A 24102-nucleotide genomic window follows, 5' to 3' on the forward strand; every position below is an offset into this window, starting at 1 on the left:
ACCTCCGTACGATGGGTGGCCCGTGCGGGGGAGCACGGGCCACCCACTCATACGGATACGGACGTGGCCTTGTTCAACTGGTGTGCGTCGAGTGTGAGTTCGCTCGCGGTTACGTGCGGGACGGCCGCTACACGCTGAACGAGAAGACCGACGTCGTCCGGTACGTCTGCCCGGGCCGCAGTACGGTCGACGGGAAGTCGGCGTGGTTCGGCGAGTCCGGGAAGTGCTGCGTCTCCAGGCACAGCGCGTCGCCCTGGCGGTAGGTGTGGCCGCCGGTGCCGACCAGGGTGCCGTCGAGGAAGTTGCCCGAGTAGAACTGCAGGCCCGGCTGGTCGGTGAAGATCTTCATCCTGCGGCCCGAGTGCGGGTCGCGGAGCGTGGCGACGTGCTCGGGCTTCGCCGTGACGCCCTTGTCCAGCACCCAGTTGTGGTCGTAGCCCTTGGCCTGCACCTGCTGCGGATGGCCGGCCCGGATGTCCCGGCCGACCGCCTTGGCATGGCGGAAGTCGAAGGGGGTGCCGGCGACCTTCGCCAGCTCGCCGGTGGGGATGAGGCCCGAGTCGGTGGGCGTGTAGCGGGAGGCGGCGATCTGCAGCTCGTGGTCCTCGATGGTGCCGCTGCCCTCGCCGGCCAGGTTCCAGTACACGTGGCTGGTGAGGTTGACGACGGTGGCCTTGTCGGTGGTGGCCTCGTAGTCGATGCGCCAGTCCCCGTGCCGCGTGAGGGTGTACGTCACCTTCGCCTTGAGCGTGCCCGGGTAGCCCATCTCACCGTCGACGCTCGTGTAGTACAGGTGCAGTCCGACGTCGGAGCCCTTGGTGAACGGCTCGACGTCCCACACGTGCTTGTCGAAGCCCTTGGCGCCGCCGTGCAGGCTGTTCACGCCGTCGTTCTCGGAGAGCTGGTACTTCTTGCCGTCGAGGGTGAACCGTCCCTTGGCCATCCGGTTGCCGTAGCGGCCGATGAGGGCGCCGAAGTACGGGCTCTCGGCGACGTAGTCGTCGATGTCGTCGAAGCCGAGGGAGACGTTCTCGCAGCGGCCGTGGCGGTCCGGGATCTCCAGGGACTGGACGATGCCGCCGTAGGAGAGGACCTTCAGCCGCGTGCCGCCGTTCTCCAGGGACCAGCGGTGCACCTCGGTGCCGTCGGCGAGTTCGCCGAAGAGTTCCTTCACGGGCTTCCTGCTTTCTGCTGCTGCGCCGTGCCCACGGTGGCCGCGGCCGTGTCCGCTGCCGCCGCTCCCGCGATGACCGTGTGTCTGCTCAGTTCCACGTGCGGCTCCTTTAACAGGAAAAGGGCCCCCGCCTTTCGGCGGGGGCCCTTACCGACTCACGAACCGGACTTGCGCTTGTTCCACACGTCGAAGCCGACCGCCACCAGCAGGGCCAGGCCCTTGATGACCTGCTGCCAGTCGGTGCCGACGCTGAGGAGGTTCATGCCGTTGTTCAGCACACCGAGCACCAGACCACCGATGATCGCGCCGAGGACGGTACCGACACCGCCGCTCATGGACGCGCCACCGATGAACGAGGAGGCGATCGCCTCGAGCTCGAAGTTCACGCCCGCCTTCGGCGAGGCCGCGTTCAGGCGGGCGGCGACCACCAGACCCGCCAGGGCCGCGAGCACGCCCATGTTCAGGAACACCTGGAAGGTGACCCGCTTGTCCTTCACGCCGGACAGCTTCGCGGCCGGCAGGTTGCCGCCGATCGCGTAGATGTGGCGGCCGAAGACGGCGTTGCGCATGACGTAGCCGTAACCGACCACCAGGACGCCCAGGATGATGAGGATGATCGGCGCGCCCTGGTAGCTGGCGAGCAGCATCGTGAGGGCCAGGACCGCGGCGACCAGGGCGACGAGCTTCAGCGCGAACAGCCGGGCGGGCAGCACGTCGAGGGAGAACTCCCGCTGCCGGCGCCGGTCACGGACCTCCTGCCAGACCACGGCGGCGACCATGACGAGACCGAGCAGCAGCGTGAGGTTGTGGTAGTTGGTGTTCGGGCCGACCTCGGGCAGGAAGCCGTTGCCGAGCTTCTGCAGCCCGTCCGGGAAGGGGCCGAGGGTCTGGCCCTTGAGCAGGATCTCCGTCAGACCGCGGAAGAGCAGCATCCCGGCGAGGGTGACGATGAACGACGGTATGCCGAGATACGCGATCAGATAGCCCTGCACCGAGCCGGCCACCGCGCCCACCAGCAGGCACAGCACCAGTGCGATGGGCCACGCCACGCTGTGTTCGACGGTCAGTACGGCCGCGAAAGCGCCCACGAATGCCGTCAGCGAGCCGACCGAGAGGTCGATGTGCCCGGCGATGATGACCAGCATCATGCCGATCGCGAGGATCAGGATGTAGCTGTTCTGCAGGACCAGGTTCGAGACGTTGCGCGGCAGCAGCAGGTCGCCGCCGGTCCAGACCTCGAACAGGATGACGATCAGGCCGAGCGCGATCAGCATGCCGTACTGCCGCATGTTGCGGCGCAGTCCGCCCAGCACCAGCCGGAGCAGGCCCCCGCCGGTCGCCGATCCGCTCTTGCCCGGCGGCGCGGGGGCCGGGGTCTTGGCGGTCACATCCGTGCTCATCGGGTTACCTCTTTGTCCTTCGTCATCTGGCGCATCAGCACTTCCTGGGTGGCCTCGGCCCGTGGAACCTCTCCGGTCAGCCGCCCCGCGGCCATGGTGTAGATGCGGTCGCACATGCCGAGCAGCTCCGGCAGCTCGGAGGAGATGAAGACGACCGCCTTGCCCTGCGCGGCCAACTGGTCGATCACCGTGTAGATCTCGTACTTGGCGCCCACGTCGATGCCGCGGGTGGGCTCGTCCAGGATCAGCACGTCCGGGCCCGCGAAGATCCACTTGCTGAGGACGACCTTCTGCTGGTTGCCGCCCGACAGCTTGCCCACCGGCTCGAAGACAGTCGGCGCCTTGATGTTCATGGACTTGCGGAAGCCCTCGGCGACCTGCCGCTCCTCCTGCTCGTCGACCACACCCCGCTTGGCGACCTTGTTCAGGGCGGTCAGCGAGATGTTCCGGTTGATGGTGTCGATGAGGTTCAGGCCGTAGTGCTTGCGGTCCTCGGTGACGTACGCGATGCCGTGCGCGACCGCCTCCGCGACCGTCTTCGTACGGATCTCCTTGCCGTCCTTGAGGACCGTGCCGCCCGCGTACCGGCCGTAGGTGCGCCCGAAGACGTTCATGGCCAGCTCGGTACGGCCCGCGCCCATCAGTCCCGCGATGCCGACGATCTCCCCGCGCCGCACCTGGATCGACACGTCGTCGACGACCTTGCGCTGCTGGTCGATCGGGTGGAACACGGTCCAGTTGCGGATCTCCAGGGCCGGCGCCGCGCCCTCCTCCGCCTTGTGCGGGGAGCGCTCGGGGAACCGGTGGTCGAGGTCGCGGCCGACCATGCCGGCGATGATCCGCTCCTCGGTGGTCTCCTGAGCCTTGACGTCCAGCGTCTCGATGGTGCGGCCGTCGCGCAGGATCGTCACCGAGTCGGCGACCTTGCGGATCTCGTTCAGCTTGTGGGAGATGATGATCGAGGTGATGCCCTGGTTCTTCAGCTCCAGGATGAGCTCGAGGAGCTTGCCGCTGTCCTCGTCGTTCAGGGCCGCCGTCGGCTCGTCCAGGATGAGGAGCTTGACGTCCTTGGAGAGCGCCTTGGCGATCTCCACTAGCTGCTGCTTGCCCACGCCGATGTCGGCGATCCGGGTCTCCGGGTGCTCGTCGAGACCGACGCGGCGCAGCAGTTCGGTGGCGTGCTTGAGCGTGTCGTTCCAGTCGATGAACCCGCGCGTGGCGTGTTCGTTGCCGAGGAAGATGTTCTCGGCGATGGAGAGAAACGGCACCAGCGCCAGCTCCTGGTGGATGATCACGATGCCGTGCTGTTCGCTCGCCCGGATGTCCTTGAAGCGGCAGATCTCTCCTTCGAAGAGGATCTCCCCCTCGTAACTGCCGTGCGGGTGGACGCCGGAGAGGACCTTCATCAGGGTCGACTTGCCGGCGCCGTTCTCCCCGCAGATGGCGTGGACCTCGCCTTGACGGACGGTCAGATTGACGTCCGACAGCGCCTTGACGCCGGGAAAGGTCTTGACGATCGAGCGCATTTCCAGGACGGGTCCCGCCATGGTCGTGCCTTCCAGTCGTGTGCGGTCGGTGGGGGTGGTGCGCCGGTTACTTGAGCTGGGCGTCGGTGTAGTAGCCGCCCTTGACCAGCACGTCCTCGTAGTTCGACTTGTCGACGCTCACCGGCTGGAGCAGGTAGGCGGGCACGACCTTGGTGCCGTTGTCGTAGGTCTTGGTGTCGTTGATCTGCGGCTTCTTGCCGTCGAGGGCGTCGTCCATCATCGTCGAGGCGACATCGGCGAGCTTGCGCAGGTCCTTGTAGACGGTCTGCGTCTGCTGGCCGGCGATGATCGACTTCACCGAGGCGAGCTCGGCGTCCTGGCCGGTGATGACCGGCAGCGGCTTGCTCGCGGAGCCGTAGCCGTCCGACTTCAGCGCGGACAGGATGCCGATGGAGATGCCGTCGTAGGGCGAGAGCACCGCGTCGACCCGGCCGCTCTTGTAGGCGGAGGTGAGGATGTCCTCCATGCGCTTCTGCGCGGTGGTGCCGTCCCAGCGCAGGGTGGTGACCTGGTTGAGGTTGGTCTGCCCGGACTTGACCACCAGCTGCTTCTTGTCGATGTACGGCTGCAGCACCTTCATCGCGCCGCCGAAGAAGTACTTGGTGTTGTTGTCGTCGTTGGAGCCGGCGAACAGCTCGATGTTGAACGGGCCCTGCTTGCCGCTGTCCAGGCCGAGCTTGTGCACGATGTACGTGCCCTGCAGCACGCCGACCTTCTCGTTGTCGAACGAGGCGTAGTAGTCGACGTTCCTGGTGCCGAGGATGAGGCGGTCGTAGGAGATCACCGGGATGTGCGCGTCGGCGGCCTGCTGGAGGACGTTGTTCAGGGACTTGTTGTCGATGGCCGCGATGATCAGGCCCTTGACGCCCTGGGTGATCAGGTTCTCGATCTGGGAGACCTGGGTGTCGGGGTCGTCCTCGCCGTAGACCAGCTTGGTCTTGTAGCCCTTGGCCTGGAGGTCCTTGACGACGTTGTTGCCGTCGTTGATCCAGCGCTCGGACGACTTGGTCGGCATCGCGATGCCGATGGTGCCGCCCTTGGCGCTGCCCGCCTTCTCCTTGCTTCCGCCCTCGCTGTTCTGGCCGCAGGCGGTCAGGGTGAGGGCGAGGGAGGCGGCTCCGGCTATCGCGGTGAGAGCGGCTCGGCGAGTGCGCATGATGATCAGTCCTTGCTGTGCGGGGCGGGCGGGGCGGGGCGGTTCGGCCGCACGAATGCCGTGCGGTCTGTCGACCGAGAAGAGATGTGTGGGATTCTGCGCGGGTCTGTCAGCTGCTGTGAAGCCGCGTTTCCGGAACGTTATGACGGAATGTCGAACCGGCTGAGCGACCCCGGCAGCCGCGAACCGAGCGGCGCCATGTCGCCGTCCGCGCCGTGGCGTGCCAGCAGGTCAAGAGCGAGCCGGCCACGCCGTACCCGTTCCTTGGCGGTGGCCAGGGTCAGCTCCCGCAGGTGGTTTCCGTACGGGTAGATTCCGGGTGCCTTGGACAGACCGAACTTCAGGTAGAGCGGCGCGCCGCGTCTGATCAGTTCGGCGACCTCGTACATGCGGACGTAGCCGCCGAGGTCGTCCGGGGCCTCGATGTACATGTCCATCGGTGCCCCGGAAACCCTGCGGATCTCGGTGAGGTGGTTCAGCGTGAGGTCGCTGGGCACGTTGATCGAGTCAGCGCCCAGGTGCTCGTACACGGCGTACGCCGCCGGATTGACCGGGCCGATCAGCGCCGAGACCTTGAGCGTGGTGTCGGCCGGGATGATGCCCTTCTCGCGGGCCCGGTGCAGCGTCCACAGCACGCCTTCGTCGGCGACGAGCAGGCACTTGACGCCGAGTTCGGTTGCCCGGACGGCGTCCTCGACACAGCCGGCGACCGCGTCGTGGCCGCGTGCCCTGAGGCCGGCGCCCCGCGAGTCGGAGCGGACCGAGCCGCCGATGTCCCATGTGCCACGCGGGCCCGTGAACAGGCAGAGCTCGATGTCACGCTCGGCCGTGGCCCCGACCATCTCGGTGATCTCGGCGTCGGTCAGCATCCATACGCCGGAGCCCTGGCTGATCCGGTGGATCGGCACGTCGAGCCGGGACGACTCCTTGAGGACCACCGCGAGCGCCTCGGGCCCCTCGCACGAGGGGATCTCGGTGCGCCAGCGGCCGCCTTCGGGGAAGGTGTGCGGCGAGGCGTCGGCGGGAGAGAGGTCGGGCGCGCGCAGGCCGAGCGCGGCGAGCGCCTGCTCACCGGGCCTGCGGGCTGCGGTAGCGGAGTCGGTCACTAGGAGTCCTTAATGTTCGGGATTTCGGACGAAGTTCGCGGCGCAGGGTGCGGGTGGGTGGAGTGGTACACCGGTACGGAACTCGTCGGGTAGCTCCGTACCGGCGTACGACTGGGTAGTGGGTGTCAGGGCCGGAGCAGGACCTTGCCCACCTTCGGATCGCCGGACCCCACCAGCTCGATGGCCTGCGGGAACTCGGCCAGCGGCAGCTCGTGCGTGACCAGCGGCGAGGGGTCGAGCAGCCCGGCGCCGAAGACCCGCACCGTGTGCGCCCAGGCGTCCGGCGGCGCACCGAACACGGTGTGCACCTCCAGCTGCCGTACGACGAGGTCGGTGGGGTCGAGGCCCTCCGCGCCCGGCGCCGGGATGCCCGTCAGGACGAGACGCCCGCCGCGCCTGAGCAGTGAGGCCGCGGTGCGCGCGGCGGACGCGGACCCGGCCGTCTCGATGACGACGTCGAAGTCGTCGGGGAGCTCCTGGTCCTTGGTGCGGAAGTCTGTGGCGCCGAACGTCCGCGACAGCGCCTCACGGTCGTTCCGGGTGCCCACCACCAGCAGCTCCGCCGGGGAGATCGCCTTGAGGAACTGCACGGCGAACATGCCCAGCGTGCCCGTGCCGACGACCGCGACCCGCTCGCCGGGCTGTGCGTTCCCCTTCAGCGCGGCAGCCGCGATGCAGGCGGCCGGCTCCAGCAGGGCGGCGGCGGTGAGATCCGCTTCGTCCGGAAGGATGTGCAGGAGGCGGGCCGGGAGCGTGAGGGTGGTGGCCATCGCGCCCGGCTGGGTGAAGCCCGTCTCCTCGTACCCCGAGGTGCACAGGGTCGTCTCGCCCGCGTGGCAGCGGTCGCAGACCTGGCAGTTGCGGAAGCCCTCACCCACGGTCTTGCGGCCGACGAGCGTCTCGGGCACACCCGCGCCGACCGCCTGCACCGTGCCGGACCACTCGTGGCCGGGGACGAGGGGGTAGCGGACGTAGCCCTCGGGTCGGTTGCCCTGGTAGACCTCGCGGTCGCTTCCGCAGATGCCTACGGCGTGCACGCGCACCAGGGCCTCACCCGGACCGGGGTCGCGCGGCGTGTGGGACTCGAGCCGGTGCACGCCCGGGGCCTCGACGACGACAGCGGTGCTCACTGCCCGTCCTTCGGGTTCCGCTTCTCCCAGCCCTCGGCCCACAGGTCGAAGTGGGCCCGCTGCTGCGGGAACTCGGCCGCCGCGTCGGTGTCGAGTTCGACACCGAGGCCCGGGGCGTCGGAGATGTGGAAGCAGCCGTCCTCCGGGTTGACCTGTGGAGCACCCTTGATCACCTTCTTGATCTCCGCGTCCGCGAAGTCGTTGAAGTGCTCGAGGATCTTGAAGTTCGGCGTGGTGAAGCCGACCTGGAGGGAGGCGGCGGTGAGTACCGAGCCGCCAACGTTGTGCGGGGCCACCAGCATGTAGTGCGTCTCGGCGGTCGCGGCCAGCTTCCGCGTCTCCCAGATGCCGCCGATGTGGCCGAGGTCGGGCTGGATGATGTCCACGGCCTGGCTGTCGAACAGCTCGCGGAACTCGATGCGGTCGTGGATGCGCTCGCCCGTGGCGACCGGCATGTCGACCTTGGCGGCGACCTTCTCGAGCGCCTTGAGGTTCTCCGGCGGGACCGGCTCCTCCAGCCAGGCGGGCTTGAACGGCGCCAGCTCCTTGGCGAGCCGCACGGCGGTCGCGGGGGAGAAGCGGCCGTGCATCTCCAGCATCAGCTCGGCCTCCGGCCCGATGGCGTCGCGCACGGCTTCGATGAGGGAGACCGCGTACATGGTCTGCTCGTGGTCGAGCTCGAAGTGGCCGGTACCGAAGGGGTCGATCTTGAGGGCCTTGTACCCGCGCTCCATGACCCCCTGGGCGGCCTTGTGATAGGCCTCCGGGGTCCGCTCGGTGGTGTACCACCCGTTCGCGTAGGCCTTGACCTTGTCGGTGACCTTGCCGCCGAGCAGCTGCCAGACGGGTACCCCGAGGGCCTTGCCCTTGATGTCCCAGCAGGCCATCTCGACCACGGCGATGCCGGACATCACGATCTCACCGGCGCGCCCGTAGTCGCCGTACTTCATACGGCGGACCAGGTCCTCGACAGCGAACGGGTCCGAGCCGAGAATGTGATTGACCTCGGCCTCTCTGAGGTAGCCGATCAGCGCGTCGGTGTGGCCCAGCATGCGGGTCTCGCCGACGCCCGTGATGCCCTCGTCGGTGTGCACCTGGACGTACGTCAGATTCCGCCAGGGCGTCCCGACCACGTGTGTGCTGATTCCGGTGATGCGCACGGAGATCGCCTTTCAGCTGTTCGAGATTTCGTCACTCGTTCGAAATGCTGGCCAGACAGTAAGTTTGGCGCGGCGGGAGTGTCAATGGGGCGAACGAGTAACGGTTTCGATACTTTCCCAAGCCTGTTTTGTGGTGGCATCGGAGGGATGGACGGGGGATGCCGGGGTTGCCGGGGGGATGCCGCGAGATGGCGCGGAATGCGGAGTGCCCGTATCAAGTTGCCGCGCCGGAACGGCCTGTTTCCCACACAACTTTCACAGGCACTCCTAGGAACGTCACCGATGGGGACCTAGTCTTTGCGCGTCATGGACTTCTGCCACCCGTGCCGACGGCACCTCAATGGCGCCCTCGCCTGCCCGGGGTGCGGCACAGTAGTCGAAGAACTCCGCGCGCATGCGGAGGAAGCGGACGTGCCTCCGCAGTCGGACATCGCCGTCGAGTCGTACGGCAACGAGGACTCCGGCAGCCCGGACCAGCACACGCACGGTCCCGACGACGGAGGTGTGCCGCAGGGGCGGGCGGCCAGGCGCCGGGCGCAGGGGCGCCGGCGAGGGCCTGGACGGGAAGCCGATGAGGAGGCGACCGCACCGGCCGGCGGTGGCAGTGCAAGTCGTCGGGACCGCAAGGCCGCGGCCCACCGCCGGCGCCGCCGGCGCACCCTCCTGATCACCGCGGGCTTCGTCCTCGCGGCGGGCGGCCTGAGCCTCGCGGAACTCGGCGTCGACGCGCCCTTCGCCGCCTCCAGGCCCCCGGCGGCCGGGGGTGCGAACGCCGAGGGCGGTACGTCGTCGGAGGCGCAGAAGACGGCACGGCCGGCACGGCCCCTGGACGACCCGACGAGCAAGGGCGCCGGCTCGACGTCCCCGAACCCCTCGGCGTCCGCATCGGCCTCGAAGTCCGCTTCGCCCTCCGCGTCCAAGAGCCCCGGCGGCAAGGCCACCCGGTCGGCGACCGCGGGCGCTTCACCCGTCACGCCGACGGAGGGTCCGACGACGACGCGCCCGGCCGAGACGGGCAGGCCGACGGCGGATCCCACGACGTCGAACCCGGATCCCTCGCCGTCTCAGACGTGCACGCGCTTCCTGTGGTGGTGCACGTAGGGCGAGGGCCGGCACTGTCGTTCAGGAGACGGCTTGTCCGACGCCCTCGTGCCTCGAACGTCCCGGCGGGGCTCGCGCCGGCGTGTGCCAGTCGCTGCGGCGTTGCGGAGCCGCCGCTCGACACGGGTGCCCGGGGTTGCCCCGGGCCTCGGGCCAGGGCGGATGCGCCGCCGCCAGGTGCGTTATTCAACCGTGAACGACGATATCGTGCAGCCCTCTTGACTCCCGTGAATTGTTAGCGCTCACAATAGCCCCCGCATTCACCAGTCAGCGGTCAACGCAGGACGGGAAGGTACGAGCGTCGTGTCCACAACGCCCCAACTCACCCTTCCGACCGGCATCGTTGGGCTTTCCGGAACCACGGAGTGAAGCCTGCGGCGCAGCAACGACCGTGCACATCACAGGACTTACCGGCAGGCGAGCGCCAGGGGAGGTGTGGTCGTGCCAGACAATGAACTTCGACCGCCCACCATGGCGGACGTGGCGCGCGTGGCCGGTGTGTCCCACCAGACCGTGTCCCGTGTGCTGGGGGACCACCCCAATGTGCGGGACGCGACACGGGCCAGGGTGCTGCGGGCGATCGAGGAGATGGGCTATCGCCGCAACTCCTCCGCACGGGCCCTGGTGACTCGGCGCACCCGGACGCTGGGTGTGGTCGCCTCCGACACCACCCTCTACGGACCGGCCAGTACGCTGTTCGCGCTCGAAGAGGCGGCACGCGCCGAGGGATATCTCGTCTCGACGGTCAGCCTGCGCAAGCTGACCATGGAGACGCTCTCGGAAGCCATGGACCACCTCAGCGAGGGCGGAGTGGAAGGAGTGGTCGCCATCGCTCCGCAGCAGTCGGCGGTGGACGCTCTTGCCGAACTCCGTTACCCCTTCCCGGTGGTGGTCGTGGGCAGCGCGCCGGGCGTCGACATCCCCGGCGTCAGTGTGGACCAGCACCTGGGAGCGACGCTGGCCACCAGTCATCTGCTGGCCGCCGGCCACCGCACGGTCTGGCACCTCGCCGGGCCCGAGGACTGGCAGGAGGCGGCCGACCGGGCCGCCGGTTGGCGGGCGACCCTCGAAGCGGCGGGTGTCGAGGCGCCCGTGCCGCTGCGCGGGGACTGGAGTCCGCTGTCGGGTTACCGCGCCGGCCAGGAACTGGCCGGCTGGGTGGGCCGAGGGCTGACCGCCGTCTTCGTGGCCAACGACCAGATGGCACTGGGGGTGTTGCGGGCCCTGCGTGAGGCGGGGGTCCGAACGCCCCAGGACGTCGCGGTGGTCGGTTTCGATGACATCCCGGAGTCGGAGTTCTACGCTCCTCCTCTCACCACCGTTCGGCAGGACTTCTCGGCAGTGGGCAAGCGCGGCATCGCGCTGCTCCTGGAGTTGATCGAGGGCCGGCCACCCGCCACCACGGCCCGGATCACGATCGAACCCCAACTCGTCGTCCGCGCCAGCACCTTCCCGTGCGCCGCTCGAACGGAGGGCGTACCCCACTGACCGACCGGTCGGCCGCACCGCATGCAGGAGTGTGGCCGATATTTCGAACAATGATCGACAGGCTGGACGCACAGCGGCCGGCCCCCTCCAGCACCAGCGAGTCCAATCCCCCGGGTCGGCTCTTCAAAGGAGAAGAACATGCTCAACAGAAGGAACTTCCTCACGGCGGCGGTCGGCGTGGCGGCCGCGGGTGGCCTTGCGGCCTGCGCCAAGAAGGACGACAGTTCCTCCGGCTCCTCCGGGGGCGGCAGCAAGACCATCACCCTCGGCTTCTCCCAGGTCGGTTCGGAGAGCGGCTGGCGCAGCGCGAACACCACCTCGGTGAAGGACGCGGCCAAGGCGGCGGGTTACACCCTCAAGTTCTCCGACGCCCAGCAGAAGCAGGAGAACCAGATCTCCGCGATCCGCAGCTACATCGCGCAGAAGGTGGACGTCATCGCCTTCTCGCCGGTGGTCGTCACCGGCTGGGACGCGGTGCTCAAGGAGGCCAAGGCCGCGAAGATCCCGGTGGTCCTCACCGACCGCTCGGTGCAGACCTCCGACGACTCCCTGTACGTGACCCTGGTCGGCTCCGACTTCACCGACGAGGGCCGCCGCGCCGCGAAGATCCTGGAGAAGGTCCTGGAGAAGGCCGGCCACAAGGGTGCGGTGAAGATCGCCCAGCTGGAGGGCACCACCGGAGCCGCCCCGGCGATCGAGCGTGCCAAGGGCTTCAAGGAGGTCATGGACGCGGAGCACAAGGACGACTGGAAGATCGTCGTCAGCCAGACCGGTGACTTCACCCGTGCCGGCGGCAAGCAGGTCATGGCGGCCTTCCTGCAGTCCAACCCGGACGTCAACGTGCTCTTCGCGCACAACGACGACATGGCCCTCGGCGCCATCCAGTCCATCGAGGCGGCGGGCAAGAAGCCCGGCAAGGACATCCTGATCGTCTCGATCGACGGCGTCCACGACGGCTTCGTCGCCATGTCCCAGGGCAAGATCAACGCCATCGTCGAGTGCAACCCGCTGCTCGGCCCCCAGCTCATGGAGGTCGTGAAGAAGGTTCACGAGGGTCAGACGGTCGAGCGCTGGATCAAGACCAAGGAGAGCGACTACATGCAGGACCAGGCCGCAGCCGCGCTCCCGAACCGCAAGTACTGACCGACCGCGCCCACCGGTAGGGAGCCTCCGTCCGGCCGAGCCTCGGTCACGGGGCTCCCTGCGGGCCTGAACCAGTCTCAATGAGGAGCGCTGCCATGGCAGAGCCGCGGCCCGTCCTGGAAATGACGGGCATTGTCAAAGAGTTCCCGGGGGTACGGGCTCTGTCGGACGTCGACTTCCGGCTCTTCCCCGGCGAGATCCACGCCCTGATCGGCGAGAACGGCGCGGGCAAGTCCACCTTGATCAAGGTGCTTACGGGGGTCTACTCCCTGGACGGCGGCACGGTCACGCTGGACGGGAAGTCCGTGCGGTTCGGCAGCCCGCTGCAGGCACAGCAGGCCGGCATCAGCACGGTCTACCAGGAGGTCAACCTCTGCCCGAACCTGTCGGTGGCGGAGAACATCTTCATCGGGCGCGAACCGACCCGCATGGGCCGCATCCAGTGGAAGCGGCTGCGCAAGGAGGCGGCAGAGCTCGTCGACCGGCTCGGCCTCGACATCGACGTCACCGCTCCCCTGTCCTCGTACCCGCTGGCCGTGCAGCAACTGGTCGCGATCGTGCGGTCCGTGGGCACCGGCGACAGCGGCGACGAGGGGCCGGGCACCAAGGTGCTGATCCTCGACGAGCCGACCTCCAGCCTGGACCGGGACGAGGTCCTCGAACTGTTCGCACTGATGCGGCGGTTGAAGGACGAAGGCGTCGCGATTCTGTTCGTCTCGCACTTCCTCGACCAGATCTACGAGGTCTGCGACCGGATGACCGTGCTGCGCAACGGCACCCTCGTCGGCGAGCACATGGTGCGCGACCTCGATCAGGTCGGTCTCGTCCAGCTCATGCTCGGCAAGGCACTGGACCAGCTGGAGGAGCTCCACGACCAGCAGCTGCACTCCGACCTCGGCGAGACGCTGCTCCAGGCGGACGGTCTCGGCAGGACCGGTGGCATCGCCCCCTTCGACCTGGAGATCAAGAAGGGCGAGGTGGTCGGACTCGCCGGCCTGCTCGGATCGGGCCGGACCGAACTCGCCCGGTTGCTCTTCGGCGCCGACCAGCCGGACAGCGGCAAGGTGTCCATCGGCGGCAAGCAGGTGTCGATGAGCGCTCCCAACGACGCGATCGGCGCCGGCGTCGCGTTCTGCTCCGAGAATCGCAAGACCGAGGGCCTGGTGCCGGATCTGACGGTGCGGGAGAACATCATCCTGGCCCTGCAGGCCTCGCGCGGCTGGACCCGGCCCATCCCGGTCTCGCAGCGCGACGAACTCGTCGCCAAGTACATCAAGGCGCTGGACATCCGCCCCGCCAATCCCGAGGCCCGGGTCGGACAGCTCAGCGGCGGCAACCAGCAGAAGGTGCTGCTGGCCCGCTGGCTCATCACCCAGCCGAAACTGCTGATCCTGGACGAGCCGACGCGCGGCATCGACATCGGGGCGAAGGCGGAGATCCAGAAGCTCGTGGTCTCACTCTCCGAGGACGGCATGTCCGTCCTGTACATCGCGGCCGAGCTGGAGGAGGTACTCCGGCTCAGTCACACCATCGGGGTGCTGCGCGACCGCCGGCTGGTGGCGCAGATCGCCAACGGGCCCGAGATCACCACCAGCCGGATCCTGGAGACCATCGCGAGCGGAGAGCACCAGTGACCACCCCTTCCCGATGGCGAGCGCTGACCCAACACCACCTCTTCTGGCCGGTAGCGGTCCTTGTCCTCCTGCTGCTCGTCAACGTTCCCTTCACGCCCGACTTCTTCTCCGTCCGGATGTCGGGCGGCCACCTGTACGGCAGCCTCGTCTCGATCGTGCTGTTCGGATCGCCCCTCATCCTGGTGGCGGTCGGCATGACCCTGGTCATCGCGACCGGCGGCATCGACCTCTCCGTCGGCGCGGTGGTCGCCATCACCGGAGCGCTGGCCTGCTCGTACATCAGCCACCAGGCCGACCAGAACGCCCTGTCAGGGGTGCTGCTCGCCATGGGCCTGGGCCTGCTGGCCGCGGTCGTCTGCGGTCTGTGGAACGGCTTCCTGGTCGCCAGGATGGGCATCCAGCCGATCATCGCCACGCTGATCATCATGGTCGCCGGTCGCGGTGTCGCCCAGCTGATCAGCGGCGGCCAGATCATCACCGTCAACAGCGACCCGTACAAGCTGATCGGCGGCGGCTACTGGCTGACGCTGCCGTTCTCCATCTTCGTGGTGGCCGTGGTCGTGGCCGTCACCGTCGCGCTGACCCGCCGCACGGCACTCGGTCTGCTCGTCGAGTCGGTCGGCGGCAACGCCGAGGCCAGCCGCCTGGTGGGCATCAGGTCCCTGCGCATCAAGATCATGGTGTATGTGTTCTGCGCGCTGTGCGCCGGCATCGCAGGCCTGATGATCAGCTCCAACACCTCGGCCGCGGACGGCAACAACGCCGGCCTGTGGATCGAACTCGACGCGATCCTCGCCGTGGTGATCGGCGGCACCTCGCTCCTGGGCGGCCGGTTCTCCGTCGGCGGCACGGTGGTCGGCGCCCTTGTCATCCAGACCCTGACCACCACGATCTACACCATCGGTGTGCCGACCCAGACCAACCTGGTCTTCAAGGCCGCCGTCGTCATCGTCGTCTGCCTGCTGCAGTCCCCGAAGTTCCGCACCAGGCTGTTCGGTGCCAGGTTCGGCACGAAGGGGAGCGCCACGCCGGCCGCGGCCCCGGCGGACACCGCCGCGACGGCCGACGCCGCTCCCAAGATGGAGGTGTCGTGATGAGCGCGACCACCCAGAGCCCCACCGCGCCGGACAGCCGTACCCCGTCCAAGGCCCGGCGCCTGCTCGGTGACCAGCGCCTGCCCGTCGTGGCGACGGCACTGCTCTTCCTCGCGATGTACGGCGTGGGCCTGAGCCGCTACCAGTACTACGGGTTCGCCGAACCGCAGGTCTTCCTGAACCTGTTCATCGACAACGGCTATCTTCTGGTCGCGGCCGTCGGCGCCACCTTCGTCATCCTGTCCGGCGGCATCGACCTGTCCGTCGGCTCGATGATCGGCTTCACGACGATGTTCACGGCCTGGCTGGTGGAGCGCCAGGGGGTGCCGCTGCCGCTCGTGATCCCCATGGCGCTGGCCGTGGGTGCCTTCGGGGGCTTCCTGATGGGCTATGTGATCCACAACTTCGAGATCCAGCCCTTCATCGTGACCCTCGCCGGCCTCTTCCTCTTCCGCGGCCTGTGCCTGGTCATCAGCAAGGAGTCGATCTCCATCAGCGACTCCTCGGTGAGCAGCATGGCCCAGGCGCAGGTGTCGCTGGGAGTGGGCTTCCTGTCGATCGGTGCGATCGTCGCGCTGGTCGTCCTCGCCGTGGCGTTCTACGTCCTGCACTACACGCGCTTCGGGCGCCGGGTGTACGCCATCGGCGGCAACGAGCAGTCGGCCATGCTGATGGGTCTCCCGCAGGGCGGCACGAAGATCGCTGTGTACACGGTGAGCGGCTTCTGCTCGGCGCTCGCCGGTCTCCTGTTCACCCTGTACATCCAGTCCGGTGACCCGCTGCACGCCACCGGCATGGAACTCGACGCGATCGCCGCGGTCGTGATCGGCGGCACGCTGCTGACGGGTGGCTCCGGCTACGTGCTGGGAACCCTGTTCGGTGTGCTGGTGCTGGGCCTGATCAAGAGCATCATCCAGTTCGAGGGCACGCTCAGCTCCTGGTGGACGAAGATCGCAACCGGTGTGCTGCTGTGCGTGTTCATCCTGGTCCAGCGGTTCATGACGACTCGCAGGAAGACCTGATCCCCCAAGGGACGTACCCAGTCTGAGCGGTCCGGGGCACGCCGTGCACCGGGCCGCTCCTCCGTTTGCGCCCCGGTGGCGCGCAGGGCCGACAGGGCCTGCGGCACCACTCGTTCTCAGTGTCCCTGGGTGCCCGAGGTCAGCATCCGCTGCAACAGCCCCCGCATCACGTGGCGCTCCTCCTCGGTGAGCGCCGCCAAGGGCTCTCTCGCGAAGCGCAGTGACTCGCGCAGGCTGCGGGCGACGCGGCGCCCGTCGTCCGTCGCCGCGGCCAGCTTCACACGGCGGTCCGCCGGGTCCGGGCGGCGTTCGACCAGGCCGCGGGACTCCAGGCGGTCGACGATGCCGGTGACGTTCGACGGCTCGCACTTCAGTTTCTGGGCCAGCTTGCGCATCGGCAGCGGCTCCAGCGACAGAAGGCTGAGCAGGCGTGCCTGTGCGCCCGTCAGCGCGTGCTCGCCGGCCGCGGTCTCGTAGTCCTCGTAGAAGCGGGCCACCACCTCGCCGATGAGCTCGACGACTTCCATGGTCAGGGCGTCGGGGCGAGGGATCTTCCGCGGAGTGGCCATGCGCTTCAGGATACCCGGTTACTTGACATGCTGAAATATTCAGGCGCATGGTTGTTTTAGGTACTGAAGTAAATCCGAAAGGCGTAGTCATGATCAACCGCGAATGGCACCTGCTCAGCCGACCGGTCGGCTGGCCGAAGCCCGAGGACTTCGCCCTGGTCGACGCGGAGGTCCCGGCGCCGGGCGAGGGTCAGGTGCTGGTGCGGAACAAGTACCTCTCCGTCGACCCGTACATGCGTGGCCGTATGAGTGCCGCCAAGTCCTACGTCGCCCCCTTCGAGCTCGGCAAGGTCATGCAGGGCGGAGCGGTCGGCGAGGTCGTGGCCTCCAACGCCGCGGGCCTGGCCGTCGGCGACCACGTGCTGCACTTCTTCGGCTGGCGCGAGTACGCGGCAGTGGACGCGAAGAACGCCGTCAAGGTCGACCCTGAGGCCGCGCCCCTGTCCACGTACCTGGGTGTCCTCGGCATGACCGGGCTCACCGCCTACGCCGGCCTGCTGCGCACCGCCGCCTTCAAGGAGGGCGACTCCGTCTTCGTCTCCGGTGCCGCGGGCGCCGTCGGCAGCCAGGTCGGCCAGATCGCCAAGCTCAAGGGCGCCTCCCGGGTCGTCGGTTCCGCGGGCTCCGACGAGAAGGTCAAGCTGCTGCTGGAGGAGTACGGCTTCGACGCCGCCTTCAACTACAAGAACGGCCCCGTGAGCGAGCAGCTCCGCGCCGCCGCCCCCGACGGGATCGACGTCTACTTCGACAACGTCGGCGGCGACCACCTGGAGGCCGCCATCGGCTCCCTCAACGGCGGTGGCCGCATCGCCGTCTGCGGCATGATCTCCGTCTACAACAACACCGAGCCCGCCCCCGGCCCGAGGAACCTCGCCCGGCTCATCCAGACCCGCGGCCGGATCGAGGGCTTCCTGGTCGGCGACCACTACGACCTGCAGCCGGAGTTCGTCGAGGAGGTCGGCGCCTGGGTCCGCTCCGGCGAGCTGAAGTACCGCGAGACCGTCGTCGAGGGCATCGAGAACAACCTGGAGGCGTTCTTCGGCGTCCTGCGCGGCGACAACGTCGGCAAGATGATCGTCAAGCTCTGACCGGCGGAAAACCACCCGCACGCACCGTGACGCCCGCCTGACCGCGGTCGTTGCGTACGGCGAAGGCCGCGCCCTTGGACGTGGGGTGCGGCCTTCACCATGCCGTCCGCCTGGGGGGAATGACCGCCTCCGGGAGACTGGACGGTGGCCCCGCGGTGACGGATGTCCGAACTCGGCGGCCCCGGCGGCCCCGAGCGGGCATGCTGAGGAGCGAGGAGGGCCGCCCATGTCGCCGATTCCGACGCTTCCCCGCTGGCACGACGTGGTGCGCCTGGCGCGCGGCACCACCGACGTCGCAGGCCAGCTCCTGGACACGGCAGGGAACATCACCAGGATCGCCGTCAACACCCTCGATCCGCGCGACGGTTCGGGCGCCGAGACGCTGCGCATGCTGCGGCGGACGACGGAGGAGCTGGCGGACGCGAGCGGGTCGCCGCAGGCGCAGGAGGCGTTCTACCGGATCGTCGACACCCTGACCCGGCTGGGCGCCACCGGCGCGCCGCTGGCCGTGCACCCGGTGAGCGAACCGGCGCAGGCCCTGCTGGCAGCCCTCGGCGAGGGCCTGCTGCCGGTGCTCGACGCCGTCGAACCGGCGATGGAGGAGGTCGCGGCGGTCGTCGGGGAACTGATGGAGGCCACCGCCCCGCTGCTGCCCGCGGCGGCCGGCCTCGCGGCGGGCACGCTTCTCGCGCTGACCCCGCTGGTCCGCGCGGCGGCGGAGGTCCTGCGGGACTCGGCGCCCGAACTCACGCGGATGGCCGACGCGTTGACGGCCGCTCTGGCCCCCCTGCTGCCGCTCCAGGAGGACCTGACGGGGCGGGCCGCGGCCACGGGGGCGACCCTGGTCCGGGCGGCCCTGCCTCCCCTGGCCGACCTCACGGAAGCGGCCGCCGCGACGACGAAGGCGGCCCACCCGGTCCTGCTGGCGGGCGAGGAACTCCTCGTCACGGGCCTGGAACAGATCCAGCCGCTGCTCCTGGCGGCGGCTGCGCGCGCGGGCCGCGTCACCAGGGCGACGGCGGTACGGGTGTCGGCGGCGATGAGCCCGGCGGCGGAGCGGGCGGTCGTGGTGACGGTGACACCGGCATGACAGACCACGGTGAAACTGTGCATGACAGACCACGGTGAAACTGTGCATGACAGGCGATGGTGACAACGGCATCACGGCGACGGTGACGCCGCCATGACAATCAATAGGCCGATCGTCGATAGGGTTTTCCCATGCATGATCTGGGCGCGGGACTCGGCTATCTCCTCAAGGGCCAACGCTGGGTGGCCCGCCACGGCAAACAGTACGGCTTCGGCATCCTGCCGGGGCTGATCACCCTCGTCCTGTACGCGGCGGCGCTCGTCGCACTCGCCCTGTGGGGCGACGACCTCGTCACCTGGGCCACCCCCTTCGCCGACGGCTGGCCGGACCCCTGGCTCGGGCTCTTCCGCGGTTTCCTCACCGTCGTGCTGTTCGCCCTCGCCCTCCTCCTCGCCGTCCTCACCTTCACCGCGCTCACCCTCCTCATAGGCCAGCCCTTCTACGAGAACCTCTCGGAGAAGGTCGACCGCGACGTCTCCCCGGACGGCACGGCGGCCGAGTCGGACCTGCCCCTCCACCGGGAGATGTGGATATCGGCCCGCGACAGCCTCCGTGTCCTCGTACGGGCCACACTCTGGGGCGTCCTGCTCTTCGCCCTCGGCTTCCTGCCGTTCGTCGGCCAGACCGTCGTCCCGGTCATCGGCTTCTTCGTCACCGGCTTCTTCCTCACCGAGGAACTCACCGCCGTGGCGCTGCAGCGCCGGAGCGTCGAACTCCGCGACCGCCTCACCCTGTTGCGCTCCCGCAAGCTGCTCGTCTGGGGCTTCGGCACACCCCTCGGCCTCGCTTTCCTCGTCCCGTTCGTCGCCGTCTTCCTGATGCCGGGCGCGGTCGCGGGCGCCACGCTGCTGGCCCGGGACCTGCTGGGCGAGGAGAACGCCGGGGAGACGGAGGAGGACTCCCAGGCCGAGCGGATCAGCCACCACCCCTGACGGCGGCCCCCGGCACATACGCCGCCGCCTCCCGGACCCGGACCGCCCCGCCTGCCGGCCGTCCGGCTTCGCGGTCGTCGGGGCGGCAGTGGGGGAGAGCGCCGAGGCCGTCGTCGAGCCGGCGCGCCGCGCCGTCGAGGTCTGGGACGAGCGCACGCAGGCGTGGACGGTTGTGAAGGGTTCGTACGAAATCCGGGCCGGGCGCTCGATCGCCGACCACCGGGTCACGACGACGATTAACGTCTGACACGGGACCGAGTCCCTCGACGAACAGCCCCGGTCCGGAACCTGACGGCCGGGCCGGGGCTCGTCGCTCGTTCGGGCCGGGCCGCTAGCGCACCGAGAAGCCGTACACCGTCTCCGACCGGTACACCTCGCCCGGCCGCAGCCGCGTGCTCGGGAAGTCCGGGCGGTTCGGGGAGTCCGGGAAGTGCTGGGTCTCCAGTGCGATGCCGTCGCCGGGGGCGAACGGGGCGCCGAGGTGGTCCGCCGTGTACAGCTGCAGGCCGGGCTCGGTCGTGGACACGGTGAGCAGGCGTCCGGACGCCGGGTCGTGCAGCTCGGCGACCTCCGCCGGGGTGCGCGTCACACCCTTGTCGAGCACGAAGTTGTGGTCGTAGCCGGAGCCCACCTTCCGGGACTCCCGAAAGTCGAAGCGGCTGCCCTCGACGGTCTCCTGCGTTCCCGTCGGGATCAGGTCCGCGTCCACCGGGGTGTACCGGGAGGCCGCGATGCTCAGCTCGTGGCCGCCCGCGTTCCCGGAACCGGCCAGGTTCCAGTACGAGTGGTTCGTCAGGTTCACCACGGTCGGCGCGTCCGCGACCGCCTCGTACACGATCCGCAGCGCGCCGTCCGCGTCGAGGGTGTACGTCGCGGAGACCTCCAGCCGGCCCGGGAAGCCCTCCTCACCGTGCGGGCTGACCCGGGACAGCCGGACGCCGTGCTCCACCGGCTCCATGTCCCAGACCCGCTTGTCGAAGCCCCGCGACCCGCCGTGCAGCGAGTTGGGACCGTTGTTCGGCTCCAGCGCGTAGGTCCGGCCGTCGAGCGGGAAGCGGGCGCCCGCGATGCGGTTGGCGTAACGCCCGACCAGAGCCCCGAGGTAAGGCTCCGGATGGCGCAGATAGCCGTCCAGATCCGGGAAGCCCAGCACGACGTCCGCCCGGCCCCCCTCCCGGTCCGGGACCTCCGCCGACTGCACGATCCCGCCGTACGACAGGACGCGCACCCGCACCCCGCCCCGCTCCAGCGTCCAGCGGTGGACCGCCGTGCCGTCGGAAAGCGTGCCGAAAAGTTCGCTCATGTGGGAAACCCTAGGTCACGGGATCCTCGGCGGTGACGGCACGGTAGGCGATCTCGGCGAGTCGTGCCTGACCGTTCCTGCTGGGGTGGAACCAGTCCCAGGGGCTCAACTGCGCGGGCCCGAAGCGGTAGTCGAAGACCGCGTTGCCGTCGAAGCGGCACCGCCGGTCCTTCGCGCACACCTCCTTCAGGACCCGGTTGTACTCCTCCACCCGCGACTGCACCGTGGCACGCCGCTGGGTGGACGCGGCGTCCAGCGCGTCCGCGTCGCCCAGCATCGAGGGGCAGATGCCCAGCTTCCACACCTGCTTGCCGAGCGCACTGGTGCGGCCCTCGGACCACAGCCGCATCAGGTTCGGCACGCTGGAGACGTACACCTGCGCCTTGGGCAGCGACCGGCGCAGGACGGCCATCGCGTCCTCGAACTGCTCGCGGAAGTCGTCGACCGCGGTCATCGCCGAGGTGGAGGAGCGGCAGGCGTCGTTGGCCCCGACCATCACCGTCACCAGTTCCGGCCTGCGCTGCACCGCCTGCGCGACCTGCCCGGCCAGGTCGGCCATCCGCGCCCCGGTCACCGCGTAGTTCCAGCTGCGCTCCGTGGCCCCGGTCGCCCCGAGCAGCCGTACGGCCAGGCTGTCGACGCCGGTGTCGGTGCCCGTCGCCCACGACACCTGAGGACAGTCGGACAGCACGGTGCAGGCGTCGAAGCCGCGCGTGATGGAGTCGCCGACGGCGGCGATCGAGTCGGGGGAGCGGTTCCACACCGGCTTCGGGGACGGCCGCGACGACGGCGCGGTGCTCCGCCCCCCGTCGCCACCCGAGGCGTCGCATCCGGCGAGCCCCAGGACGACCGCGGCGGCGACCGCGGCGACGGCCCTGAAGCGGTGGTTTCGCTTCCCCATCCCTGGTCCCCTCGTTCGGCAGCGCTTCGAACACGCTGGGTCAAGCCCGCGTCCCCTTGGGTGAAACCTCGGCATTCACGGGCAACGGGACCGACGGTACGTCACACTCCTCGGCCCGCCGCACGGTAGCCTCGCCCCGTGGCCGCCCTTGCCACGCCCGTTCCGTAAAGTTACAAGATGTGGCGCTCTGCCCGGAGGTTCAGGTGACGACACGTGGAGTCCTGTACGTGCACTCCGCGCCCCGCGCACTGTGCCCGCACGTCGAGTGGGCCGTCGCGGGCGTGCTGGGCACCCGCGTCAACCTCGACTGGATCCGGCAGCCCGCCGCCCCCGGCACCTGGAGATCGGAGTTCTCCTGGCAGGGCGAGGCCGGCACCGCCTCCAAGCTCGCCTCCGCGCTGCGCGGATGGCAGCTGCTGCGCTTCGAGGTCACCGCGGAACCGTGCCCGACCGCCGAGGGCGAGCGCTACAGCTGCACCCCCGACCTGGGCATCTTCCACGCGGTCACCGGCATCCACGGCGACATCCTGATCCCCGAGGACCGGCTGCGCGCGGCCCTCATCCGCTCCCAGCGCGGCGAGAGCGACCTGGAGGCGGAACTGGCCCGGCTCCTGGGCAAGCCGTGGGACGACGAACTGGAACCGTTCCGGTACGCGGGCGAGGGAGCGCCGGTGCGCTGGCTGCACCAGGTCGTCTGAAGACCTCCGCACACGACATGAGGGGCCCCACCGGCCGGTGGGGCCCCTCATGCGCAGGGTCTCGGGCCCTGGCGGCGGGACGTTTCTCAGACCGTCCGGAACGCCAGCACCACGTTGTGGCCGCCGAACCCGAACGAGTCGTTCAGCGCGGCGATCCGGCCTTCGGTCCGCAGCTTCCGGGCCTCCCCACGGACGACGTCCGCGTTGGCCTCGGCCTCCGGGTCGATGTTCTGCACGTTGATCGTCGGCGGCGCCACCCGGTTGTACAGCGCGAGCACGGTCGCCACCGACTCCACGCCGCCCGCACCACCGAGAAGGTGCCCGGTCATCGACTTGGTCGCGGAGACCGCGATGTGGTCCGCGTGGTCCCCGAACACCTTCCGCAGCGCCTTCAGTTCGGCGATGTCACCGGCCGGCGTCGAGGTGGCGTGCGCGTTGACGTGCACGATCTCCGCCGGGTCGAGGCCGCTGTTGTCCAGCAGGTTGTGCAGGGCGTGCGAGATGCCGCGGCCCTCGGGCTCGGGCTGCACGATGTCGTGGCTGTCGGCGGAGATGCCCTGGCCGACCGCCTCCGCGTAGACGCGGGCACCGCGCTTGGCGGCGTGCTCGGCGGACTCCAGGACCAGGACGCCCGCGCCCTCACCGAGGACGAAGCCGTCACGGTCGACGTCGTAGGGACGCGAGGCGCCCTGCGGGTCGTCGTTGTTCTTGGACATCGCCATCATGTTGCCGAACGCGGCGATGGGCAGCGGGTGGATCGCCGCCTCCGTACCGCCGGCGACGACCACGTCGGCGCGCCCGGTGCGGATCATCTCGATGGCGTAGCCGATGGCCTCCGCGCCCGAAGCGCAGGCGGAGACCGGGGTGTGCACACCGGCGCGGGCGCCCACGGCCAGACCCACGTTCGCGGACGGGCCGTTCGGCATCAGCATCGGCACGGTGTGCGGGGAGACACGGCGGACGCCTTTCTCCTTCAGCACGTCGTACTGATCGAGGAGGGTGGTCACACCGCCGATGCCGGAGGCGATGACCGCGCCGAGCCGGTCGGGGTCGACGCTTGCGTCCTCGCCCGCCTTGGCGGTGAATCCGGCGTCCGACCAGGCCTCTTTGGCCGCGATCAGCGCGAACTGCGCCGAACGGTCCAGACGGCGGGCCTGGGGCCGTGGGATGACCTCGGACGGCTCCACGGCGATCTGCGCGGCGATGCGGACCGCCTGCTCGGCGGCCCACTCCTGCTCCAGGGGTCCGACACCGGACTTGCCGGCGACCAGGCCCTCCCAGGTAGAGGCCGCGTCGCCACCCAGCGGTGTGGTTGCGCCGATACCGGTGACGACCACAGTGCGATTGGTCGAGCTCACGGGAATTC

The 24102-nt window shown here is 69.3% G+C and carries 21 protein-coding genes and 1 pseudogene; 11 read left to right on the top strand and 11 right to left on the bottom strand.

Annotated elements, in window-relative coordinates:
- Positions 1–127: 127 nt before the first annotated feature.
- The 7 genes and pseudogenes from ACZ7L1_RS18220 to ACZ7L1_RS18250 form a co-directional block, all read right to left on the bottom strand.
- Positions 128–1272 (bottom strand): annotated as a pseudogene (locus ACZ7L1_RS18220) (aldose epimerase family protein).
- A gap of 57 nt (positions 1273–1329) precedes the next feature.
- On the bottom strand, positions 1330–2574 hold the full coding sequence (mmsB, locus tag ACZ7L1_RS18225; RefSeq protein WP_471438268.1) for a multiple monosaccharide ABC transporter permease: 1245 nt from the start codon (positions 2572–2574) through the stop codon (positions 1330–1332).
- Positions 2571–4121, bottom strand: a complete 1551-nt coding sequence (mmsA, locus tag ACZ7L1_RS18230) for a multiple monosaccharide ABC transporter ATP-binding protein (RefSeq protein WP_471438270.1) — start codon at positions 4119–4121, stop codon at positions 2571–2573. The genes mmsB and mmsA overlap by 4 nt, the downstream gene beginning before the upstream one ends.
- 46 nt (positions 4122–4167) lie before the next feature.
- A complete protein-coding gene (chvE, locus tag ACZ7L1_RS18235; RefSeq protein ID WP_471438272.1) occupies positions 4168–5277 on the bottom strand; it encodes a multiple monosaccharide ABC transporter substrate-binding protein in 1110 nt (369 codons plus the stop codon).
- 140 nt (positions 5278–5417) lie between these two features.
- Complete coding sequence (locus tag ACZ7L1_RS18240; protein ID WP_471438274.1) at positions 5418–6383, bottom strand: hypothetical protein; 966 nt, start codon at positions 6381–6383, stop codon at positions 5418–5420.
- Between the two features lie 125 nt (positions 6384–6508).
- Positions 6509–7513, bottom strand: a complete 1005-nt coding sequence (locus ACZ7L1_RS18245) for a zinc-dependent alcohol dehydrogenase (RefSeq protein WP_471438276.1) — start codon at positions 7511–7513, stop codon at positions 6509–6511.
- Positions 7510–8673, bottom strand: a complete 1164-nt coding sequence (locus tag ACZ7L1_RS18250) for a mandelate racemase/muconate lactonizing enzyme family protein (protein ID WP_471438278.1) — start codon at positions 8671–8673, stop codon at positions 7510–7512. The genes ACZ7L1_RS18245 and ACZ7L1_RS18250 overlap by 4 nt, the downstream gene beginning before the upstream one ends.
- Positions 8674–8979: 306 nt before the next feature.
- Here ACZ7L1_RS18250 and ACZ7L1_RS18255 point away from each other — a divergent pair, with 306 nt between their 5' ends.
- The 6 genes from ACZ7L1_RS18255 to yjfF all read left to right on the top strand — a co-directional run bounded on the left by ACZ7L1_RS18255 (position 8980) and on the right by yjfF (position 16155).
- Positions 8980–9774 carry an SCO2400 family protein gene (locus ACZ7L1_RS18255; protein WP_471438280.1) on the top strand — a complete coding sequence of 265 codons (795 nt, stop codon included), beginning with the start codon at positions 8980–8982 and terminating at the stop codon, positions 9772–9774.
- A gap of 471 nt (positions 9775–10245) precedes the next feature.
- Positions 10246–11262 carry a LacI family DNA-binding transcriptional regulator gene (locus ACZ7L1_RS18260; RefSeq protein WP_471438527.1) on the top strand — a complete coding sequence of 339 codons (1017 nt, stop codon included), beginning with the start codon at positions 10246–10248 and terminating at the stop codon, positions 11260–11262.
- A 138-nt stretch (positions 11263–11400) separates the two neighbouring features.
- On the top strand, positions 11401–12405 hold the full coding sequence (locus ACZ7L1_RS18265) for an ABC transporter substrate-binding protein (RefSeq protein WP_471438282.1): 1005 nt from the start codon (positions 11401–11403) through the stop codon (positions 12403–12405).
- A 95-nt stretch (positions 12406–12500) separates the two neighbouring features.
- The gene (locus ACZ7L1_RS18270; protein WP_471438284.1) at positions 12501–14039 is read left to right on the top strand and encodes a sugar ABC transporter ATP-binding protein; all 1539 of its coding nucleotides are present in this window, start codon (positions 12501–12503) and stop codon (positions 14037–14039) included.
- Positions 14036–15133 (top strand): ABC transporter permease, encoded by a 1098-nt coding sequence (locus ACZ7L1_RS18275; protein ID WP_471438286.1) that lies wholly within the window; start codon positions 14036–14038, stop codon positions 15131–15133. Before ACZ7L1_RS18270 ends, ACZ7L1_RS18275 begins: the two co-directional genes overlap by 4 nt.
- Positions 15133–16155, top strand: a complete 1023-nt coding sequence (yjfF, locus tag ACZ7L1_RS18280) for a galactofuranose ABC transporter, permease protein YjfF (RefSeq protein WP_471438288.1) — start codon at positions 15133–15135, stop codon at positions 16153–16155. The genes ACZ7L1_RS18275 and yjfF overlap by 1 nt, the downstream gene beginning before the upstream one ends.
- 116 nt (positions 16156–16271) lie before the next feature.
- Here yjfF and ACZ7L1_RS18285 read toward each other — a convergent pair whose 3' ends face one another.
- On the bottom strand, positions 16272–16724 hold the full coding sequence (locus ACZ7L1_RS18285) for a MarR family winged helix-turn-helix transcriptional regulator (protein WP_471438290.1): 453 nt from the start codon (positions 16722–16724) through the stop codon (positions 16272–16274).
- A gap of 89 nt (positions 16725–16813) precedes the next feature.
- Here ACZ7L1_RS18285 and ACZ7L1_RS18290 point away from each other — a divergent pair, with 89 nt between their 5' ends.
- The 4 genes from ACZ7L1_RS18290 (at position 16814) to ACZ7L1_RS18305 (ending at position 20081) form a co-directional block, all read left to right on the top strand.
- A complete protein-coding gene (locus ACZ7L1_RS18290) occupies positions 16814–17812 on the top strand; it encodes an NADP-dependent oxidoreductase (RefSeq protein WP_471438292.1) in 999 nt (332 codons plus the stop codon).
- A 226-nt stretch (positions 17813–18038) separates the two neighbouring features.
- On the top strand, positions 18039–18902 hold the full coding sequence (locus ACZ7L1_RS18295; RefSeq protein WP_471438294.1) for a hypothetical protein: 864 nt from the start codon (positions 18039–18041) through the stop codon (positions 18900–18902).
- A gap of 131 nt (positions 18903–19033) precedes the next feature.
- Positions 19034–19834, top strand: a complete 801-nt coding sequence (locus ACZ7L1_RS18300; RefSeq protein WP_471438296.1) for an EI24 domain-containing protein — start codon at positions 19034–19036, stop codon at positions 19832–19834.
- Positions 19835–19850: 16 nt separating this feature from the next.
- Positions 19851–20081, top strand: a complete 231-nt coding sequence (locus ACZ7L1_RS18305; protein ID WP_471438528.1) for a fibronectin type III-like domain-contianing protein — start codon at positions 19851–19853, stop codon at positions 20079–20081.
- A gap of 84 nt (positions 20082–20165) precedes the next feature.
- On the opposite strand, the gene ACZ7L1_RS18310 is transcribed toward ACZ7L1_RS18305, so the two are convergent.
- Both ACZ7L1_RS18310 and ACZ7L1_RS18315 read right to left on the bottom strand, forming a co-directional pair.
- Positions 20166–21137, bottom strand: coding sequence for an aldose epimerase family protein (locus tag ACZ7L1_RS18310; RefSeq protein ID WP_471438298.1), 972 nt, complete (start codon positions 21135–21137; stop codon positions 20166–20168).
- A gap of 10 nt (positions 21138–21147) precedes the next feature.
- Complete coding sequence (locus tag ACZ7L1_RS18315; protein WP_471438300.1) at positions 21148–22038, bottom strand: SGNH/GDSL hydrolase family protein; 891 nt, start codon at positions 22036–22038, stop codon at positions 21148–21150.
- 203 nt (positions 22039–22241) lie between these two features.
- Between ACZ7L1_RS18315 and ACZ7L1_RS18320 the strand changes: the two genes are divergently transcribed.
- Positions 22242–22736, top strand: a complete 495-nt coding sequence (locus ACZ7L1_RS18320; RefSeq protein ID WP_263229724.1) for a DUF3145 domain-containing protein — start codon at positions 22242–22244, stop codon at positions 22734–22736.
- Between the two features lie 86 nt (positions 22737–22822).
- Here the strand turns inward: ACZ7L1_RS18320 and fabF are convergent, their stop codons facing one another.
- Positions 22823–24094, bottom strand: a complete 1272-nt coding sequence (gene fabF, locus ACZ7L1_RS18325; protein WP_471438302.1) for a beta-ketoacyl-ACP synthase II — start codon at positions 24092–24094, stop codon at positions 22823–22825.
- Positions 24095–24102: the final 8 nt, after the last annotated feature.

The organism is Streptomyces sp. NPDC107546 (assembly GCF_055639175.1).

Bases quoted from the DNA above. Each gene is read 5' to 3' on its own strand.
- ACZ7L1_RS18270 (WP_471438284.1), top strand. From the start codon at position 12,501: ATGGCAGAGCCGCGGCCCGTCCTGGAAATGACGGGCATTGTCAAAGAG.
- yjfF (WP_471438288.1), top strand. From the start codon at position 15,133: ATGAGCGCGACCACCCAGAGCCCCACCGCGCCGGACAGCCGTACCCCG.
- ACZ7L1_RS18260 (WP_471438527.1), top strand. From the start codon at position 10,246: ATGGCGGACGTGGCGCGCGTGGCCGGTGTGTCCCACCAGACCGTGTCC.
- ACZ7L1_RS18315 (WP_471438300.1), bottom strand. From the start codon at position 22,038: ATGGGGAAGCGAAACCACCGCTTCAGGGCCGTCGCCGCGGTCGCCGCC.
- chvE (WP_471438272.1), bottom strand. From the start codon at position 5,277: ATGCGCACTCGCCGAGCCGCTCTCACCGCGATAGCCGGAGCCGCCTCC.
- ACZ7L1_RS18255 (WP_471438280.1), top strand. From the start codon at position 8,980: ATGGACTTCTGCCACCCGTGCCGACGGCACCTCAATGGCGCCCTCGCC.
- mmsA (WP_471438270.1), bottom strand. From the start codon at position 4,121: ATGGCGGGACCCGTCCTGGAAATGCGCTCGATCGTCAAGACCTTTCCC.
- ACZ7L1_RS18295 (WP_471438294.1), top strand. From the start codon at position 18,039: ATGTCGCCGATTCCGACGCTTCCCCGCTGGCACGACGTGGTGCGCCTG.
- ACZ7L1_RS18290 (WP_471438292.1), top strand. From the start codon at position 16,814: ATGATCAACCGCGAATGGCACCTGCTCAGCCGACCGGTCGGCTGGCCG.
- ACZ7L1_RS18300 (WP_471438296.1), top strand. From the start codon at position 19,034: ATGCATGATCTGGGCGCGGGACTCGGCTATCTCCTCAAGGGCCAACGC.
- ACZ7L1_RS18285 (WP_471438290.1), bottom strand. From the start codon at position 16,724: ATGGCCACTCCGCGGAAGATCCCTCGCCCCGACGCCCTGACCATGGAA.
- mmsB (WP_471438268.1), bottom strand. From the start codon at position 2,574: ATGAGCACGGATGTGACCGCCAAGACCCCGGCCCCCGCGCCGCCGGGC.
- ACZ7L1_RS18310 (WP_471438298.1), bottom strand. From the start codon at position 21,137: ATGAGCGAACTTTTCGGCACGCTTTCCGACGGCACGGCGGTCCACCGC.
- ACZ7L1_RS18265 (WP_471438282.1), top strand. From the start codon at position 11,401: ATGCTCAACAGAAGGAACTTCCTCACGGCGGCGGTCGGCGTGGCGGCC.